The sequence below is a fragment of the Streptomyces sp. NPDC111507 genome (genome assembly GCF_055638955.1).
Genome location: NZ_JBVKBU010000002.1, coordinates 1,076,436 through 1,090,668, shown reverse-complemented (window position 1 = coordinate 1,090,668; position 14,233 = coordinate 1,076,436). Strand labels below are relative to the sequence as shown.

At 69.4% G+C, this 14,233-nt stretch carries 13 protein-coding genes; 9 read left to right on the top strand and 4 right to left on the bottom strand.

Annotated features, from left to right (window positions below; all coding sequences use genetic code 11):
- Positions 1-538: hypothetical protein (locus tag ACZ7M2_RS12490; protein ID WP_471595162.1), on the bottom strand; the 538-nt coding region annotated here is incomplete at its 3' end.
- A 367-nt stretch (positions 539-905) separates the two neighbouring features.
- Here ACZ7M2_RS12490 and ACZ7M2_RS12485 point away from each other — a divergent pair.
- Positions 906-2,720: an APC family permease gene (locus ACZ7M2_RS12485; RefSeq protein WP_471595161.1), complete on the top strand. Its 1,815-nt coding sequence runs from the start codon at positions 906-908 to the stop codon at positions 2,718-2,720.
- 56 nt (positions 2,721-2,776) lie between these two features.
- On the opposite strand, the gene ACZ7M2_RS12480 is transcribed toward ACZ7M2_RS12485, so the two are convergent.
- A complete protein-coding gene (locus ACZ7M2_RS12480) occupies positions 2,777-3,316 on the bottom strand; it encodes a universal stress protein (RefSeq protein ID WP_352046303.1) in 540 nt (179 codons plus the stop codon).
- A gap of 236 nt (positions 3,317-3,552) precedes the next feature.
- Between ACZ7M2_RS12480 and ACZ7M2_RS12475 the strand changes: the two genes are divergently transcribed.
- Positions 3,553-4,650, top strand: a complete 1,098-nt coding sequence (locus ACZ7M2_RS12475; RefSeq protein WP_471595160.1) for a magnesium and cobalt transport protein CorA — start codon at positions 3,553-3,555, stop codon at positions 4,648-4,650.
- A gap of 19 nt (positions 4,651-4,669) precedes the next feature.
- Here ACZ7M2_RS12475 and ACZ7M2_RS12470 read toward each other — a convergent pair whose 3' ends face one another.
- Both ACZ7M2_RS12470 and ACZ7M2_RS12465 read right to left on the bottom strand, forming a co-directional pair.
- Positions 4,670-5,275 (bottom strand): flavin reductase family protein, encoded by a 606-nt coding sequence (locus tag ACZ7M2_RS12470; protein ID WP_471595159.1) that lies wholly within the window; start codon positions 5,273-5,275, stop codon positions 4,670-4,672.
- Positions 5,276-5,400: 125 nt separating this feature from the next.
- The gene (locus tag ACZ7M2_RS12465; RefSeq protein ID WP_003974483.1) at positions 5,401-5,838 is read right to left on the bottom strand and encodes a hypothetical protein; all 438 of its coding nucleotides are present in this window, start codon (positions 5,836-5,838) and stop codon (positions 5,401-5,403) included.
- A 409-nt stretch (positions 5,839-6,247) separates the two neighbouring features.
- Here ACZ7M2_RS12465 and hemL point away from each other — a divergent pair, with 409 nt between their 5' ends.
- The 7 genes from hemL to ccsB all read left to right on the top strand — a co-directional run bounded on the left by hemL (position 6,248) and on the right by ccsB (position 14,198).
- Positions 6,248-7,564, top strand: coding sequence for a glutamate-1-semialdehyde 2,1-aminomutase (gene hemL, locus ACZ7M2_RS12460; RefSeq protein WP_471595158.1), 1,317 nt, complete (start codon positions 6,248-6,250; stop codon positions 7,562-7,564).
- Positions 7,561-8,274, top strand: a complete 714-nt coding sequence (locus tag ACZ7M2_RS12455; RefSeq protein WP_388116699.1) for a histidine phosphatase family protein — start codon at positions 7,561-7,563, stop codon at positions 8,272-8,274. Before hemL ends, ACZ7M2_RS12455 begins: the two co-directional genes overlap by 4 nt.
- Positions 8,275-8,448: 174 nt before the next feature.
- The gene (locus ACZ7M2_RS12450; RefSeq protein ID WP_471595157.1) at positions 8,449-9,792 is read left to right on the top strand and encodes a polysaccharide deacetylase family protein; all 1,344 of its coding nucleotides are present in this window, start codon (positions 8,449-8,451) and stop codon (positions 9,790-9,792) included.
- Positions 9,793-9,858: 66 nt separating this feature from the next.
- The gene (locus ACZ7M2_RS12445) at positions 9,859-10,482 is read left to right on the top strand and encodes a TlpA family protein disulfide reductase (protein ID WP_471595156.1); all 624 of its coding nucleotides are present in this window, start codon (positions 9,859-9,861) and stop codon (positions 10,480-10,482) included.
- 6 nt (positions 10,483-10,488) lie between these two features.
- Positions 10,489-11,262 (top strand): cytochrome c biogenesis CcdA family protein, encoded by a 774-nt coding sequence (locus tag ACZ7M2_RS12440; protein ID WP_352046310.1) that lies wholly within the window; start codon positions 10,489-10,491, stop codon positions 11,260-11,262.
- Between the two features lie 3 nt (positions 11,263-11,265).
- Positions 11,266-13,089: a cytochrome c biogenesis protein ResB gene (gene resB, locus ACZ7M2_RS12435; RefSeq protein ID WP_471595155.1), complete on the top strand. Its 1,824-nt coding sequence runs from the start codon at positions 11,266-11,268 to the stop codon at positions 13,087-13,089.
- Positions 13,086-14,198: a c-type cytochrome biogenesis protein CcsB gene (ccsB, locus tag ACZ7M2_RS12430; protein WP_471595154.1), complete on the top strand. Its 1,113-nt coding sequence runs from the start codon at positions 13,086-13,088 to the stop codon at positions 14,196-14,198. The genes resB and ccsB overlap by 4 nt, the downstream gene beginning before the upstream one ends.
- The last annotated feature ends 35 nt before the right edge of the window (positions 14,199-14,233 follow it).

Here is a 14,233-nt window from a genome sequence, read left to right as displayed (position 1 = left end):
TGCCGCCGCGGGGTCCGCCGCGCTCGGAGCCGCCCTTCTTGCCGTGTTCGGAGCCGGAGTCGTCGCTCTTGCCACGGTCGGAGCCGGAGCCGGAGCCGGAGTCGTCGCTCTTGCCGCGGTCGGAGCCGGAGTCGTCCTTGCCCGAGTCCTCGCCGCGTACGGTGCTGAGGGCACCGCCGCCGGTGTGCATGCCGCCGCGGGGTCCGCCGCGCTCGGAGCCGCCCTTCTTGCCGTGTTCGGAGCCGGAGTCGTCGCTCTTGCCACGGTCGGAGCCGGAGCCGGAGTCGTCGCTCTTGCCGCGGTCGGAGCCGGAGTCGTCCTTGCCCGAGTCCTCGCCGCGCACGGCGGTAAGAGCACCGCCACCCGTGTGCATCCCTCCGTTCGGCTTGCCGTGCTTGCCCTCCTTGTCTTGCTCCTTGCTGTAGGAAGAGTCATCGTGGCTCCCGTCACCCGCCGTGGCGGCGAGGGCGCCTGGTGCGCCGATCGCGAGAGCGGCCGTGGCCGTCGCGGCGGCGAGGAGCATGCGGGCAGATCGCATCTTCGAAGTCCTTCCGTCGCAGCCAGGCAGCTGACACTGCGTCAGCTCGTGAGAACCCGACCCCGACGTGATCCACCGTCAATCCGCCGGGCTCCGCGCACCACTCGAGCCGCTCACCTGGCGCACCCCCAGGACACGCCCACGCAGGCCCGTTCGACCGGCCGATGGCGCGTCAGACTGCACTGACCTGCTGTTTCGTCAGGGGTGAGCGGGCGTGCCCCCACCCGCACCGCGCTTCGGGTACTACCCGATCGGCGGCAACACGACTGCGCGTCCCGCGCCTTCGGTCCTGGCGCGTCCTTGCCCCGCCACACCGCACCGAGCCGGTCACACTGACCTCAGACACCCCCACCACCGCGAGGTCCCCATGGCGTACGGCCTGGCCCGCCGCGAACTGCGGCCGAGAGTTCCGCTGCGGCACGGGGAGGGCGAGAAGTACCACCTGACGAGCGTCGAGGGGCTCGCCGCACTCTCCCTGGACGCGCTGAGCTCGGTGGCGTACGGCCCCGAGGCGATCGTGCTCGTACTGATCGCCGCCGGGACGGGCGCGCTGTCCGCCACGTTGCCGGTGACGCTCGTCATCGCCGGACTGCTGGCGGTGCTCGTCGTGTCGTACGGACAGGTGATCGCCGTGCATCCGGACGGCGGCGGCGCGTACGCGGTGGGGAAGAAGGATCTCGGACCGACCGTCAGCCTGCTCGCGGCGGCCAGCCTGGTCGTGGACTACGTGCTGACGGTGACGGTCAGTCTGGCGGCCGGCGCGGCCAGCCTCGCCTCCGCGTTCCCGGTGCTCGGCTCGCACCTGCTCGTGGTCTGCCTGATTGGGCTCGCCCTGCTCACGGCCGTGAACCTGCGCGGTGTGGCCGAGAGCGCGCGGGTGCTGATGCTGCCCACCGTGCTGTTCATCGTGAGCATCCTCGGCATCGTCGTGCTCGGTCTGGTGCGGGGCCATCCCGTGGCGGCCGTCGGCACCGTCCAGCCCGTCCACGCCACCGAGGCATTGAGCGTCCTGCTGCTCCTCAAGGCGTTCTCCTCCGGCTGCTCCGCGCTCACCGGAGTCGAGGCCATCGCCAACGGCGTGCCCTCCTTCCGCGAGCCGCGCGTCAAACGCGCCCAGCGCACGGAGCTGATGCTCGGCGCACTCCTCGGTCTGATGCTCATCGGCATGGCCCTGCTGATCCGCCGCGACGATGTCGCCCCGCGCGGCGGCGTGACCGTACTCGCGCAGCTGACGGCGGGCGCGTACGGGACGGGATGGCCGTACTACGCGACCAATCTCATCGTCACCCTGGCCCTCGCGTTCGCCGCGAACACCAGCTTCGGCGGTCTGCCCGTCCTGATGAGTCTGCTCGCCAAGGACCACCGGCTGCCGCACCTCTTCGGGCTGCGCACGGAACGGCCGGTGTACCGCTGGGGCGTGGTGACCCTCGCGCTGCTCGCGGCCGTTCTCCTGATCGCCGTGAACGCCGACACCCACCGCATGATCCCGCTCTTCGCGATCGGCGTGTTCATCGGCTTCACCATCAGTCAGATCGGTCTTGTGCGGCACTGGGCGGGGCAGCGACCGCACGGCTGGCTGCGGCGCGCGGCCCTCAACGGGGTCGGCGCGGTACTGACCGCCGTGGCGGGCGTCGTCCTGCTCACCACCAAGTTCCTGGAAGGAGCCTGGGTGGTGGTCGTCGCCATCCCGCTGCTGATGCTGCTGTTCGCCCGCATCCAGCGCTACTACACGACCGTCGGCCGGGAACTCGGACTCGGCGAGGTCCCGCCGCCCGTGCGCGTCGGCGACTCCCTCGTCATCGTGCCGGTCGGCGAGGTCAGCAGACTCACCCAGCACGCGCTGTCCGCCGCCGGCGCCCTCGGCCACGAGGTGGTCGCCGTCGCCGTACACGCCGACCCGGCCAAGGTCCGCGCCCTCAGGGAGAGTTGGGACCGCTGGAACCCGGGCGTACGCCTGGACGTCGTCGACAGCCCGCAGCGCTCCCTGGTGGAACCGATCGTCGACTACGTCCGCAGGGCGGAGGAGGGAGGACGGCAGATCGCCGTCCTCATCCCCGAGGTGGAGCCCCTCCACCGCCGCTATCAGATCCTGCAGAACCAGCGCGGTCTGCTCCTCGCCGCCGCGCTGCGGGCCCGTACGGACGTGGTCGTCTGCGTGGTGCCCTACCGGCTCAGCCTCTGAACCGGCCGCCGGGCCAGGGCCTGATCCCGAAAAGGGGCGTGACACCCCCGGGTCGCTCAGGACCTGTCCTCGGTCAGCTCCCGTGCGTCGAGCGGCAGCCACAGGCGGATGCGGCGGTGCACCGAGGCGAGCTCGCGGGACAGGGGCGAGGGCGGCAGGGCCAGCACCGGGCAGACGGCGTGCGCGAGGCAGTACCGGGCGACGGACGGGAACAGCCACCGGTGCAGCCTTCCCCGGCACCCCGGGCCGACCACCAGCAGGTCGTCGGCCCGGTCCGCGGTCTCGACCAGCGCCCGCCCCGGTGTGCCCCGTATCACAAGACCCCGGTACGGGACCCCGGGCCCCGCGGCGCCGAAGGCGGTGTCCAGCGCGGCGAGCAGCCGCCGGCACGCGTCCAGCCGCAGCGTGGCCGTCGGCAGTGGACCGAGCGCACTGCGGTGGGCGAAGTCACCGCCGGGCGGCTCCCAGGCGCTCACGACCAGCAGCTCGGCTCCGCCGCGCCGGGCCTCGGCGGCGGCCCGGCGCAGGGCCGCCAGGCTCCCCGGCGAACCGCTCACTCCCGCGACCACGCGCGGTCCCCGCTCGTCCTCACTCATCGCTCGCGCTCCTCGATGTCGGTCCACACACGTACCCATCGGCCATCGAAGAGCCGCAGGACGGCGGCGGACCGCAGCGTTGGCGCGAGCCTGACGGCGCGGACGTGATTCATGACGCCCTCCTGACACCACGACGCCGGGCGAGGGCGCACGCTCGAACCGGGCTCTGACGTCGGTCTTACCCCCTGCTGGCACACTGGCCGTCCATTCCGGGAAATCCGGGGAAGGAGCACCGCATGTCGATGGTCGGCAACCTGCGCAAAGTCGCCCGTCTGGCACGCGGCGGACGCCGGGTGGACCTGAGTCACCCCGCCCGCTCCCCGCTCGGCTCCGCCGTCGTCAACTGCGTCATCTACCGCGACGGTGTCCGCCAGGAGGCCGCGCCCAGCGCCGAGGAGTCCCTCGCACGGGTCCGCAAACGCGGCGGCCAGGGCTTCGTCTGGCTGGGGCTGCACGAGCCGGCCGAGACGGAGTTCGCCCGGGTCGCCGAACTGTTCGGGCTGCACCCGCTCGCCGTCGAGGACGCGGTCCACGCCCACCAGCGCCCCAAGGTCGAGCAGTACGGCGACGTCCTGTTCGCCATCTTCAAGACGGTCTCCTACGTCGAACACGCCGAACTGACCGCCACCAGCGAGGTCGTGAACACCGGCGAGATCATGGTCTTCGCGGGTCCCGACTTCGTGGTGACCGTGCGGCACGGACGGCACGGCTCCCTCGGCCCTCTGCGCGAGGACCTGGAAGCCGAGCCGGAGCAGCTGGCCAAGGGCCCGGCCGCGGTGCTGCACGCCATCGCCGACCACGTCGTGGACGACTACCTGACCGTCACGGACGCCGTCCAGGTCGACATCGACCAGGTGGAGACCTCCGTCTTCTCACCCCGCGGTGCCAGGGGCGCCGACGCCGGCCGCATGTACCAGCTCAAGCGCGAACTCCTCGAATTCAAACGCGCGGTGGTTCCCCTCGGCCGCCCTCTGCACATCCTGGCGACCGAGCCGATGCGCCTCGTCGCCCCCGAGGTCCAGGCGTACTTCCGTGACGTCGCCGACCACCTGTCCCGGGTCACCGAACAGATCACCGCCTTCGACGGCCTCCTCGACTCCATCCTCCAGGCCCACCTCGCCCAGGTCTCCGTCGCCCAGAACGAGGACATGCGCAAGATCACGGCGTGGGCCGCGATCATCGCCGTACCGACGATGGTGTGCGGCGTCTACGGCATGAACTTCGACCACATGCCCGAACTCCACTGGCGCTTCGGCTACCCCCTGGCCCTCACGGTGATCGCCGTGTCGTGCTTCGTCATCCACCGGGGGTTCAAGCGCAACGGCTGGCTGTGACCGCGGCTGTGCCCAGGCCCTAGGGACGCGGTTCCTCGTAGGGGATGCGGCTCAGGTGCAGGACCTCTCCCAGCGTGCCCCACTCGTCGCCGCCGAGCTTGGTGAGCGGGAGCAGGTGTGCGGAGTCGGGGCGGCCCTCGACGATGTGGTCCGCGTGCACCGCCGCGAGGAGCACCCGTCCGAAGACGAGGGTGGAGTTTCCCATCCGCAGGGTGGTGTGCGAACGGCACTCGAGGACGACGGGGGAGGCCGCCACTCGGGGTGGTCGTACCCGCAGGCTCGGTTCGCGGTCGATTCCCGCGAAGTCGAATTCACTGACCGACCGGGGGAAGTCGGTGGCAGTGGCGTTGATCAGGTGCAGCAGCGGTTCCGAGGAGAAGTTGACGACGAACTCCCCGGTGTCCTCGACATTGCGCAGGGAGTCCTTGCGGCCGGTCGAGGTGAACTGCACGACCGGCGGGTCGGTACTGGCGATGCTGAAAAAGGAGTGCGGGGCGAGGTTCTCGGTCGAGCCGTCCGGCGTGACGGTGGAGATCCACGCGATCGGACGAGGGATGACGACCGAGGTGAGGAACCTGTAGAAGTCGTCCCCGCGCATGGCCTCCGGGTCGAAATCGACGCGCATGCAATTCAGTATCCGCCGGTCCCGCCCGGTGTGCCCGTCATGCGGGCCATGTCCGTCATGCCCGTTGTGCGGGCCGTTCCCGGGCGGGACCCGAAGGCCTCGCCCGTGTCACGGAGAACCGGAGATCAGGGCCACACCAGGCAGTACGGCTGATGGCCCGCCTCGTGCAGGCGGTGGCTGAAATCCTGCCATTCGTGGAGGAGCTGGTACACGTTGAAAGCGTCCCGCGGGCCTCCGCGGTCCGGGACCGTCGACCAGATGAAGGCCGCCGCGCCGACCGCCTCCTCGCCGATGCCCCGCAGGGGGTCGACGACGGTCATGGGGAGCTTCACGACGGCGTAGTCGGGGTGGAGGACGACCAGCTCCAGGGGCGGGACCTTGTGGAGAGGGACGCCCTCGATGCCGGTGAGGACCATCGCGGCCATGGTCTCCGGCTTGATCTTGGTGAACATGCCGTTCATGCCGAGCTCGTCGCCGCCGAGTTCCTCGGGGCGCATCGAGATCGGCACGCGGGCCGCCGTCGCGCCGTCCGGCGCGCCGAAGTATTTGTAGGTCACCCCCACCCGGCCACCATTCCCGCTTCCTGCCCTGAGCCGGTCTGCCCCGCGGTCCGTGTAGTCCATACCGTCCATACGGCCCGACGAGTCGATCCGCTCAGGATCGTTCTGTGATCCTTGCGACCCGGGTGATCCGGGTGATCCGGGAGAGCCCGGCGACCCCTGCGTCTGTCGTGCTTCGGCCGCTTCCTCCGCCTCGCGCCGGTGCTTTCCTCGCCGGGCACGCCGAGGACCGAGGTCATCGGTCCCCTCGCCCAGTCCGCCACCGCGATGCATATCTCCACCCGACTGCTTTTCTAAGGCGCGCGACCCCCGCCACGCAACCCGATCATCGTGACAGTGACCTCCCCCACGGCCGCACGCCGAAACGTACGCTGAAACACCTGTCCGCAGGATCTTCGCAGCCTCTGACACCATGGCCCGTGTGAGCTATCCGTACGAAGCCCCAGTTTCGCAGACTCTTTTCGACCGTGCGGCTGCCGTCACGCCCGGCGGCGTGAACTCTCCGGTGCGTGCGTTCCGCGCCGTGGGCGGTACGCCCCGCTTCATGGTGTCCGGAAACGGTCCATACCTGACCGATGCCGACGGGAGGGAATACGTCGACCTCGTGTGTTCATGGGGGCCGATGATCCTCGGGCACGCGCATCCCGACGTCATCGGCGCCGTCCAGGAGGCCGTCGCGCGCGGCACCTCCTTCGGCACTCCCGGTGAGGGCGAGGTCGCGCTCGCCGAGGAGATCGTCGCCCGCGTCGAGCCCGTCGAGCAGGTCCGGCTCGTCTCCAGCGGGACCGAGGCGACCATGTCCGCCATCCGGCTCGCCCGCGGCTTCACCCGGCGGTCGAAGGTGATCAAGTTCGCCGGGTGCTATCACGGGCATGTCGACTCGCTGCTGGCGTCGGCGGGGAGCGGGGTGGCGACCTTCGCGCTGCCCGACACCCCCGGTGTCACCGGCGCCCAGGCCGCCGACACGATCGTCCTGCCCTACAACGACCTCGAAGCCGTGAACGAGGCCTTCCACGCGCACCCCGGTGAGATCGCCTGTGTGATCACCGAGGCCTCGCCGGGCAACATGGGCGTCGTACCGCCCCGGCCCGGCTTCAACCAGGGACTCAAGGACGCCTGCGCGCGCAACGGCGCCCTGTTCATCTCCGACGAGGTCATGACCGGATTCCGCACCAGCAAGGCCGGTTGGTACGGGATCGACGGGGTACGCCCCGATCTCATGACCTTCGGCAAGGTCATGGGCGGAGGATTTCCCGCCGCCGCCTTCGGTGGCCGCAAGGACATCATGGAGCACCTGGCTCCCGCGGGGCCCGTCTACCAGGCCGGCACGCTCTCCGGTAACCCCGTCGCGACCGCCGCCGGGCTCGCCCAGCTGCGGCTGCTCGACGACGCCGCGTACGACAAGGTCGACGCCGTCTCCGAGCAGATCCGCGGGCTGGTCACGGAGGCGCTGAGCAAGGAGGGCGTGGCGCACCGGCTGCAGAACGCCTCCAACATGTTCTCGGTGTTCTTCACCGGGCGTGAGGTGCGCGACTACGAGGGCGCGAAGGCGCAGGAGTCCTTCCGGTTCACCGCGTTCTTCCACTCGATGCTGGCGCAGGGCGTCTATCTGCCCCCGTCGTCCTTCGAGTCGTGGTTCGTGTCCACGGCCCACGACGAGCGGGCCATTCAGCGGATCGCCGACGCCCTTCCGGCGGCGGCCCGGGCAGCGGCGGAGGCCACGGCATGAGCCAGGATCAGACGCAGGATCAGACGCAGGGCCGGGATCAGGACATCACTGTCGTGCATCTCATGCGGCACGGCGAGGTCGCCAACCCGGACGGGGTGCTGTACGGGCGGCTGCCCGGCTATCACCTGTCCGAGCTCGGGCGGCAGATGGCCGAGCGGGTCGCCGAGCACCTGGCCCCGCGGGACGTCACGTATGTCGTCGCCTCCCCGCTCGAGCGGGCGCAGGAGACCGCGACGCCCATCGCGAAGGCGCACGGTCTCGACCTCGACACCGACGGGCGGTTGATCGAGGCCGAGAACGTGTTCCAGGGGAAGACCTTCGGCGTGGGGGACGGGGCGCTGCGGCGGCCCGAGAACTGGAAGCACCTCGTCAACCCGTTCAAGCCGTCCTGGGGAGAGCCGTACGTCGATCAGGTCGTACGGATGATGGGGGCGCTGGACGCCGCCAAGGACGCGGCCCGTGGGCATGAAGCGGTGCTGGTCAGCCACCAGTTGCCGATCTGGATCGTGCGGTCCTTCGTGGAGAAGCGGCGGTTGTGGCACGACCCGCGCAAGCGGCAGTGCACGCTGGCGTCCCTGACATCCTTCACCTACCGCGGCGACAAGATCGTGTCCGTGGGGTACAGCGAGCCCGCCCGGGATCTCGTTCCCGCCCATCTCCTCGCGGGCGCCAAGCCGGTGAAGGGGAAGAGCAAGGCGTTCGGGGCGTAGCGCGTCCATTTCCGTACATGTTGGCGCAATGTGTTCGTATGCGTCGCTACCCGAACTGTTCTTCGTAAAATACGATCAATGTTGCGCGTTCGAAGGAACCTATCTGCTTGTCGTGCCCTCTCATTGTGTGTCAGCTGGGAGCCAGTTGAGAGGGCGCGATGAGATGGGGACCGAATGCGGGACATCAGCCGGAGGGGAATGATCGGCCTCGGGGCGGGTGCCGCGGCGGCGATGGGACTCGCGGCGTGCGGCACCGACCAACAGGACGGTCATGGCGGGGGCGGTGGTTCCCGGTCGGGCAAGCCCGGTGCGTCCGGCAAGCCCAGCGACTCCGCGCACCCCGCCCGCCTGATAGGCGACGGCTCCACCTCGTTCACGGGCAAGCAGCCGAACCAGCCCGCGAAGCCGGTTCCTCTGGAGCCCGGCCAGACCCCTCCGCAGTTCGTGGTCTTCTCCTGGGACGGCGCGGGTGAGGTCGGGACCGGTCTCTTCTCCCGCTTCCTGCGGCTCGCCCGCGAGCACGAGGCGCACATGACGTTCTTCCTCTCCGGGCTGTACCTCCTGCCCGAGTCGAAGAAGCGCAAGTACCTGCCGCCGAACAACCCCCGGGGCGCCTCCGACATCGGCTATCTCTCCGACGACCACGTCAAGTCGACGCTCGGGCTCGTCCGGCAGGCCTGGCTCGACGGCCACGAGATAGGCACGCACTTCAACGGCCACTTCTGCTCCGGCCACGGCACCGTCGGCAACTGGACGCCGGCGCAGTGGCGCAGTGAGATCGCCCAGGCCAAGTCCTTCGTCAAGGAGTGGCGGACCAACACGGGCTGGACCGATCTGCCCCCGCTGCCCTTCGACTACGAGAAGGAACTCGTCGGCGCGCGCACCCCCTGTCTGCTCGGCCAGGACAACCTGCTGCCCACCGCCAAGGAGCTCGGCTGGCGCTACGACGCCTCCTCGCCCGGCGGCCGCCAGGTCTGGCCGCAGAAGCGGCACGGACTGTGGGACCTGCCCCTCCAGGCGATCCCCTTCCCGGGGCGCAGCTTCGAAGTGCTCTCCATGGACTACAACATGCTGGCCAACCAGTCGATCAACTCGACGAAGGCGCCCGCGCACAACTACCCGGCGTGGCGGCAGCAGGCGGGCGAGGCGTACGTCGCCGGATTCCGGCGGGCCTACGAGAGCAACCGGGCGCCCTTTTTCATCGGCAACCACTTCGAGCACTGGAACGGCGGCATCTACATGGACGCCGTCGAGTACGCCTTCAAGCAGATCGCCCAGGAGAAGGAGAAGGGCGAGGACGTCCGCCTCGTCTCCTTCCGGCAGTACGTGGACTGGATGGACGTACAGAAGCCCGAGATCCTGGCCAAGCTGCGGACGTTGGACGTGGGACAGCGGCCCACGGGTGGCTGGAAGACGTTCCTCGGTGACACCGGCAAGGGGACCGGTACGAGCACCGGCACCGGCACGGGTACGGGTTCCGGGACGGCCACATCCAAGGGGTCCGGGGACGCCGCCTGAAATGGTGTTTTCCGCCCGCAAGGGGGGTGCGGAAGATCCTCGAAACGGGCATGCGAAACTTTTCACATGAGTGCCGCCTGCCGCGCCCAACAGCGCTCGAACCGCACCCGTAGCCGCGCCGCCCTGCTCACCACCGGGGCCGCCGTCGCCGCGCTTGTCCTGTCCGCGTGCGGTTCGGGAGGGACCTCCGGGGGCTCGGGCAACAGCAACTTCGTGGCGGGCAAGGACGGCATCTCGACCGTCGCCAAGGGCTCCCGGGCCGAGGCCCCGGACCTCTCCGGCCCGACCGTGGACGGCAAGCAGCTCGACGTCAAGGACTACAAGGGCAAGATCGTCGTCGTGAACGTGTGGGGCTCCTGGTGCCCGCCGTGCCGCGCCGAGGCGCCGAACTTCGTCAAGGTCGCCAAGGACACCGCGGCGAAGGGCGTGCAGTTCGTCGGCATCAACACCCGTGACGCCAACATCAGTCTGGCCCAGGCGTTCGAGAAGCAGCAGCGCGTCACCTACCCCAGCCTCTACGACCCGACGAGCAAGCTGCTGCTCCGCTTCAAGAAGGGCACGCTGAACCTGCAGACGATCCCCTCCACGATCGTCATCGACCGGGACGGGAAGATCGCGGCCCGTACGCTCCAGGCCCTCAGCGAGGACAAGCTCCGCGAGATGCTCGACCCCGTACTCGCGGAGAAGTGACCTGACGTGTCCCTTCTCGCCGCGTCCACGAACCTCGCCGCGTCGTCCGACACCGTCGTCAGCGGTGCCCTGGTGCTCGCCCTGCCGATCGCCGTCCTCGGCGGCCTCGTCTCCTTCTTCTCACCGTGCGTGCTGCCGCTCGTCCCCGGTTATCTGTCGTACGTGACCGGTGTCACCGGCACGGATCTGGCGGAGGCCAGACGGGGGCGGATGGTCGCGGGCGCCAGCCTGTTCGTGGTGGGCTTCACCGCCGTGTTCGTCTCCGGCGGGGCGCTGTTCGGCTACTTCGGATCGACCCTTCAGGAGTACCAGAGCACGCTCAGCAAGATCCTCGGCGTGCTGATGATCGCGATGGGCGTGTTCTTCATGGGGATGATGCCCTGGCTCACGCAGCGCGAGTTCCGCTTCCACAAGCGGCCGGTGACCGGGCTGGTGGGCGCTCCGATACTCGGTGCGCTCTTCGGCATCGGCTGGACGCCCTGCCTGGGACCGACGCTCTCCTCCATCAATTTTCTTTCCATGAACCAGGCGAGCGCGGGCCGCGGCGCCATACTGACCGTCGCGTACTGCGTCGGTCTGGGCGTGCCCTTCGTCCTCGCCGCCGTCGCCTTCCGCAAGGCGCTCGGCGCCTTCGCCTGGGTCAAGCGGCACTACGCATGGGTGATGCGGATCGGCGGCGGCATGATGATCGTGACCGGCCTGCTCCTGCTCACCGGCGCCTGGGACAGCATCGTGCAGCAGATGCAGACCTGGTCCAACGGCTTCACGGTAGGGATCTGATCGATGAGCACGACCGACACCGACCCGGGCACGGGCGGGACCAAGGGCCCGGCGACCGCCAAGCGGCACATCGGAGTGAGCGCCGACGGCGAACTCGGCGAGGCCGGATCCCAGCTGTCCACCGCGCCGGTCGACACGGCCGTGCCCGGCTCCTTCGGCGGGTCCCGCGCACCCGGCGCCCTGGGCTGGCTGACCTGGACCGGCCGTGAGGTCGTCGGCTGGGCCCGCTGGTTCTGGCGGCAGCTGACGTCGATGCGGGTCGCCCTGATCCTGCTCTTCCTGCTGTCGCTCGGGGCGATCCCCGGCTCGCTGATCCCGCAGTCCGGGACCGACGCCCAGAAGGTGGCGGCCTTCAAGGACGCGCACAGCATCCTCGGGTCCGTCTACGACAAGCTCGGCCTGTTCCACGTCTACAGCTCGGTGTGGTTCTCCGCGATCTACATCCTGCTGTTCGTCTCGCTCATCGGCTGCATCGTCCCGCGCACCTGGCAGTTCGTCGGGCAGCTGCGCGGCCGTCCGCCGGGCGCCCCCAAGCGGCTGAACCGGCTGCCCGCGTACGCGACCTGGCGCACCGCGGCCGAGCCCGAGCAGGTCCGCGAGGCCGCCCTCGAGATCCTCAAGCGGCGACGGTTCAGGGCGCACATCGAGAAGGACGCCGTCGCCGCCGAGAAGGGTTACCTCCGCGAGACCGGCAACCTGCTCTTCCACATCGCGCTGATCGTGATGCTGGTGGCCTTCGCCTGGGGCCAGCTCTTCAAGTCCGAGGGCAACAAGCTGATCGTCGAGGGCGACGGCTTCTCCAACACGATCTCGCAGTACGACGACTTCAAGTCCGGCAACCTCTTCAGCACCGACGACCTCACGCCGTTCAGCTTCAACCTCAAGAAGTTCACCGGCACCTACGAGCGGACCGGCCCCAACAAGGGCACCCCTCGCACGTACCAGGCGGACATCACGTACAGCGTCGGTGCGTACGGCAAGGAGAAGAAGACCACCGTCAAGGTCAACGAGCCGCTGAAGATCGGCGAGTCGAAGGTCTATCTCACCGCCCACGGCTACGCGCCCGTCGTCACCGTCCGGGACGGCAAGGGCAACGTCGTCTACCACGACGCCGTGCCGATGCTGCCGCTCGACTCGAACGTCACCTCGCAGGGCGCGATCAAGGTCATGGACGGCTACAAGAACGCGCAGGGGACGAGCGAACAGCTCGGATTCTCCGCCTTCTTCGTGCCGACCTTCGCGGGTGCGGGCAAGGGCGACATGTTCTCCCAGTTCCCCGCGCTCGACTTCCCCGTGCTCGCGCTGTCCGGATTCCACGGCAGCCTGGGGGTCGACGCGGGCATCCCGCAGAACGTGTACCAGCTCGACACCTCGAAGATGAAGCAGTTCAAGGACGCGAAGGGCAACATCGTCAAGGCGCGCCTGCTGCCCGGCGAGACGATGAAGCTGCCGAACGGCGCCGGCTCCATCACCTTCGACAAGGGCATCGAGGAATGGGCGAACTTCCAGGTCACCCAGCAGCCCGGTAGTGACTGGGCGCTGGTCGGTGCCTTCACCGCGATCTTCGGTCTCGCCGGTTCGCTCTTCATCCAGCGTCGCCGCGTGTGGGTGCGGGCGTCCACCGGGGCCGACGGCGTCACCGTCGTCGAGATGGCGGGCCTCGGCCGCAGCGAGTCCGCGAAGCTCCCCGAAGAACTGGGGGACCTGGCCGCCCTTGTGCACGAACGGGCCCCCACCAAGCCCGACACAGACGAAGCCGAAGCCGCAGTCGAAACCGACCCCGACGCCGAACCCTCCGTACCTGCCGCCGAAGGGGCTGAGAAATGACTCTCGCCACCGCAACCGACCTGGGTGCCGTGACCGATCTGGCCACGGCCACGAACGAACACCTCGCCAACATCAGCAACACGCTGATCTACTCCGCGATGGCCGTCTACACCCTGGCCTTCTTCGCGTACATCGCCGAATGGATCTTCGGCAGCCGCAGCAAGGTCGCCCGTACGGCCGCCGCGCTCACCAGCACCGAGAAGGCGAAGGCCCCGGCGGTCACCGTGCAGTCGGCGGGCGGTACGGCCGTCCTGGAGCGGCCCAAGGTCGTCACCCGTTCGGCGGCGGGGGCGCGTGACGTGCCCGACGGGCCCGGCGCGCACGGCGGGGACGAGCAGGGCGACCTGTACGGCCGGATCGCGGTGTCCCTCACCGTGCTCGCCTGGGCCGTCGAGGCGGCCGGTGTCCTCGCCCGAGCCCTGTCGGTGCAGCGGGCGCCGTGGGGCAACATGTACGAGTTCAGCGTCACCTTCTCCACGGTCGCCGTCACCGTGTACCTGGTGATGCTCGCGCTGAAGAAGAACATCCGCTGGCTGGGCCTGCCCCTGGTCACCACCGTCCTCCTCGACCTCGGCCTCGCCGTCACGGTCCTGTACACCGCGAGCGACCAGCTGGTGCCCGCGCTCCACTCGTACTGGCTGTACATCCACGTCTCGACCGCGATCCTCTGCGGCGCCATCTTCTACGTGGGCGCGGTCGGCACCCTGATGTACCTCTTCAAGGACTCGTACGAGAACAAGCTCGCCACCGGCGGCCGGCCGGGCCGTTTCGCCACCTCCGTCATGGAGCGGCTGCCCTCCTCGGCCTCCCTCGACAAGTTCTCCTACCGCATCAACGCCGCCGTCTTCCCGCTGTGGACCTTCACGATCATCGCGGGCGCCATCTGGGCGGGCGACGCGTGGGGCCGCTACTGGGGCTGGGACCCGAAGGAGACGTGGGCGTTCATCACCTGGGTCGCCTACGCCTGCTACCTCCACGCCCGCGCCACGGCCGGCTGGAAGGGCCGCAAGGCCGCGTACATCGCCCTGATCGCCTTCGCCTGCTTCCTCTTCAACTACTACGGAGTCAACATCTTCGTCTCCGGCAAGCACTCCTACGCGGGCGTCTAGCCCGCGGCGCAACACGTGCGGAACCTCCCGCCCCG

Bases quoted from the DNA above. Each gene is read 5' to 3' on its own strand.
- ACZ7M2_RS12485 (WP_471595161.1), top strand. From the start codon at position 906: ATGGCGTACGGCCTGGCCCGCCGCGAACTGCGGCCGAGAGTTCCGCTG.
- ACZ7M2_RS12480 (WP_352046303.1), bottom strand. From the start codon at position 3,316: ATGAGTGAGGACGAGCGGGGACCGCGCGTGGTCGCGGGAGTGAGCGGT.
- ACZ7M2_RS12475 (WP_471595160.1), top strand. From the start codon at position 3,553: ATGTCGATGGTCGGCAACCTGCGCAAAGTCGCCCGTCTGGCACGCGGC.
- ACZ7M2_RS12470 (WP_471595159.1), bottom strand. From the start codon at position 5,275: ATGCGCGTCGATTTCGACCCGGAGGCCATGCGCGGGGACGACTTCTAC.
- hemL (WP_471595158.1), top strand. From the start codon at position 6,248: ATGGCCCGTGTGAGCTATCCGTACGAAGCCCCAGTTTCGCAGACTCTT.
- ACZ7M2_RS12455 (WP_388116699.1), top strand. From the start codon at position 7,561: ATGAGCCAGGATCAGACGCAGGATCAGACGCAGGGCCGGGATCAGGAC.
- ACZ7M2_RS12450 (WP_471595157.1), top strand. From the start codon at position 8,449: ATGCGGGACATCAGCCGGAGGGGAATGATCGGCCTCGGGGCGGGTGCC.
- ACZ7M2_RS12445 (WP_471595156.1), top strand. From the start codon at position 9,859: ATGAGTGCCGCCTGCCGCGCCCAACAGCGCTCGAACCGCACCCGTAGC.
- resB (WP_471595155.1), top strand. From the start codon at position 11,266: ATGAGCACGACCGACACCGACCCGGGCACGGGCGGGACCAAGGGCCCG.
- ccsB (WP_471595154.1), top strand. From the start codon at position 13,086: ATGACTCTCGCCACCGCAACCGACCTGGGTGCCGTGACCGATCTGGCC.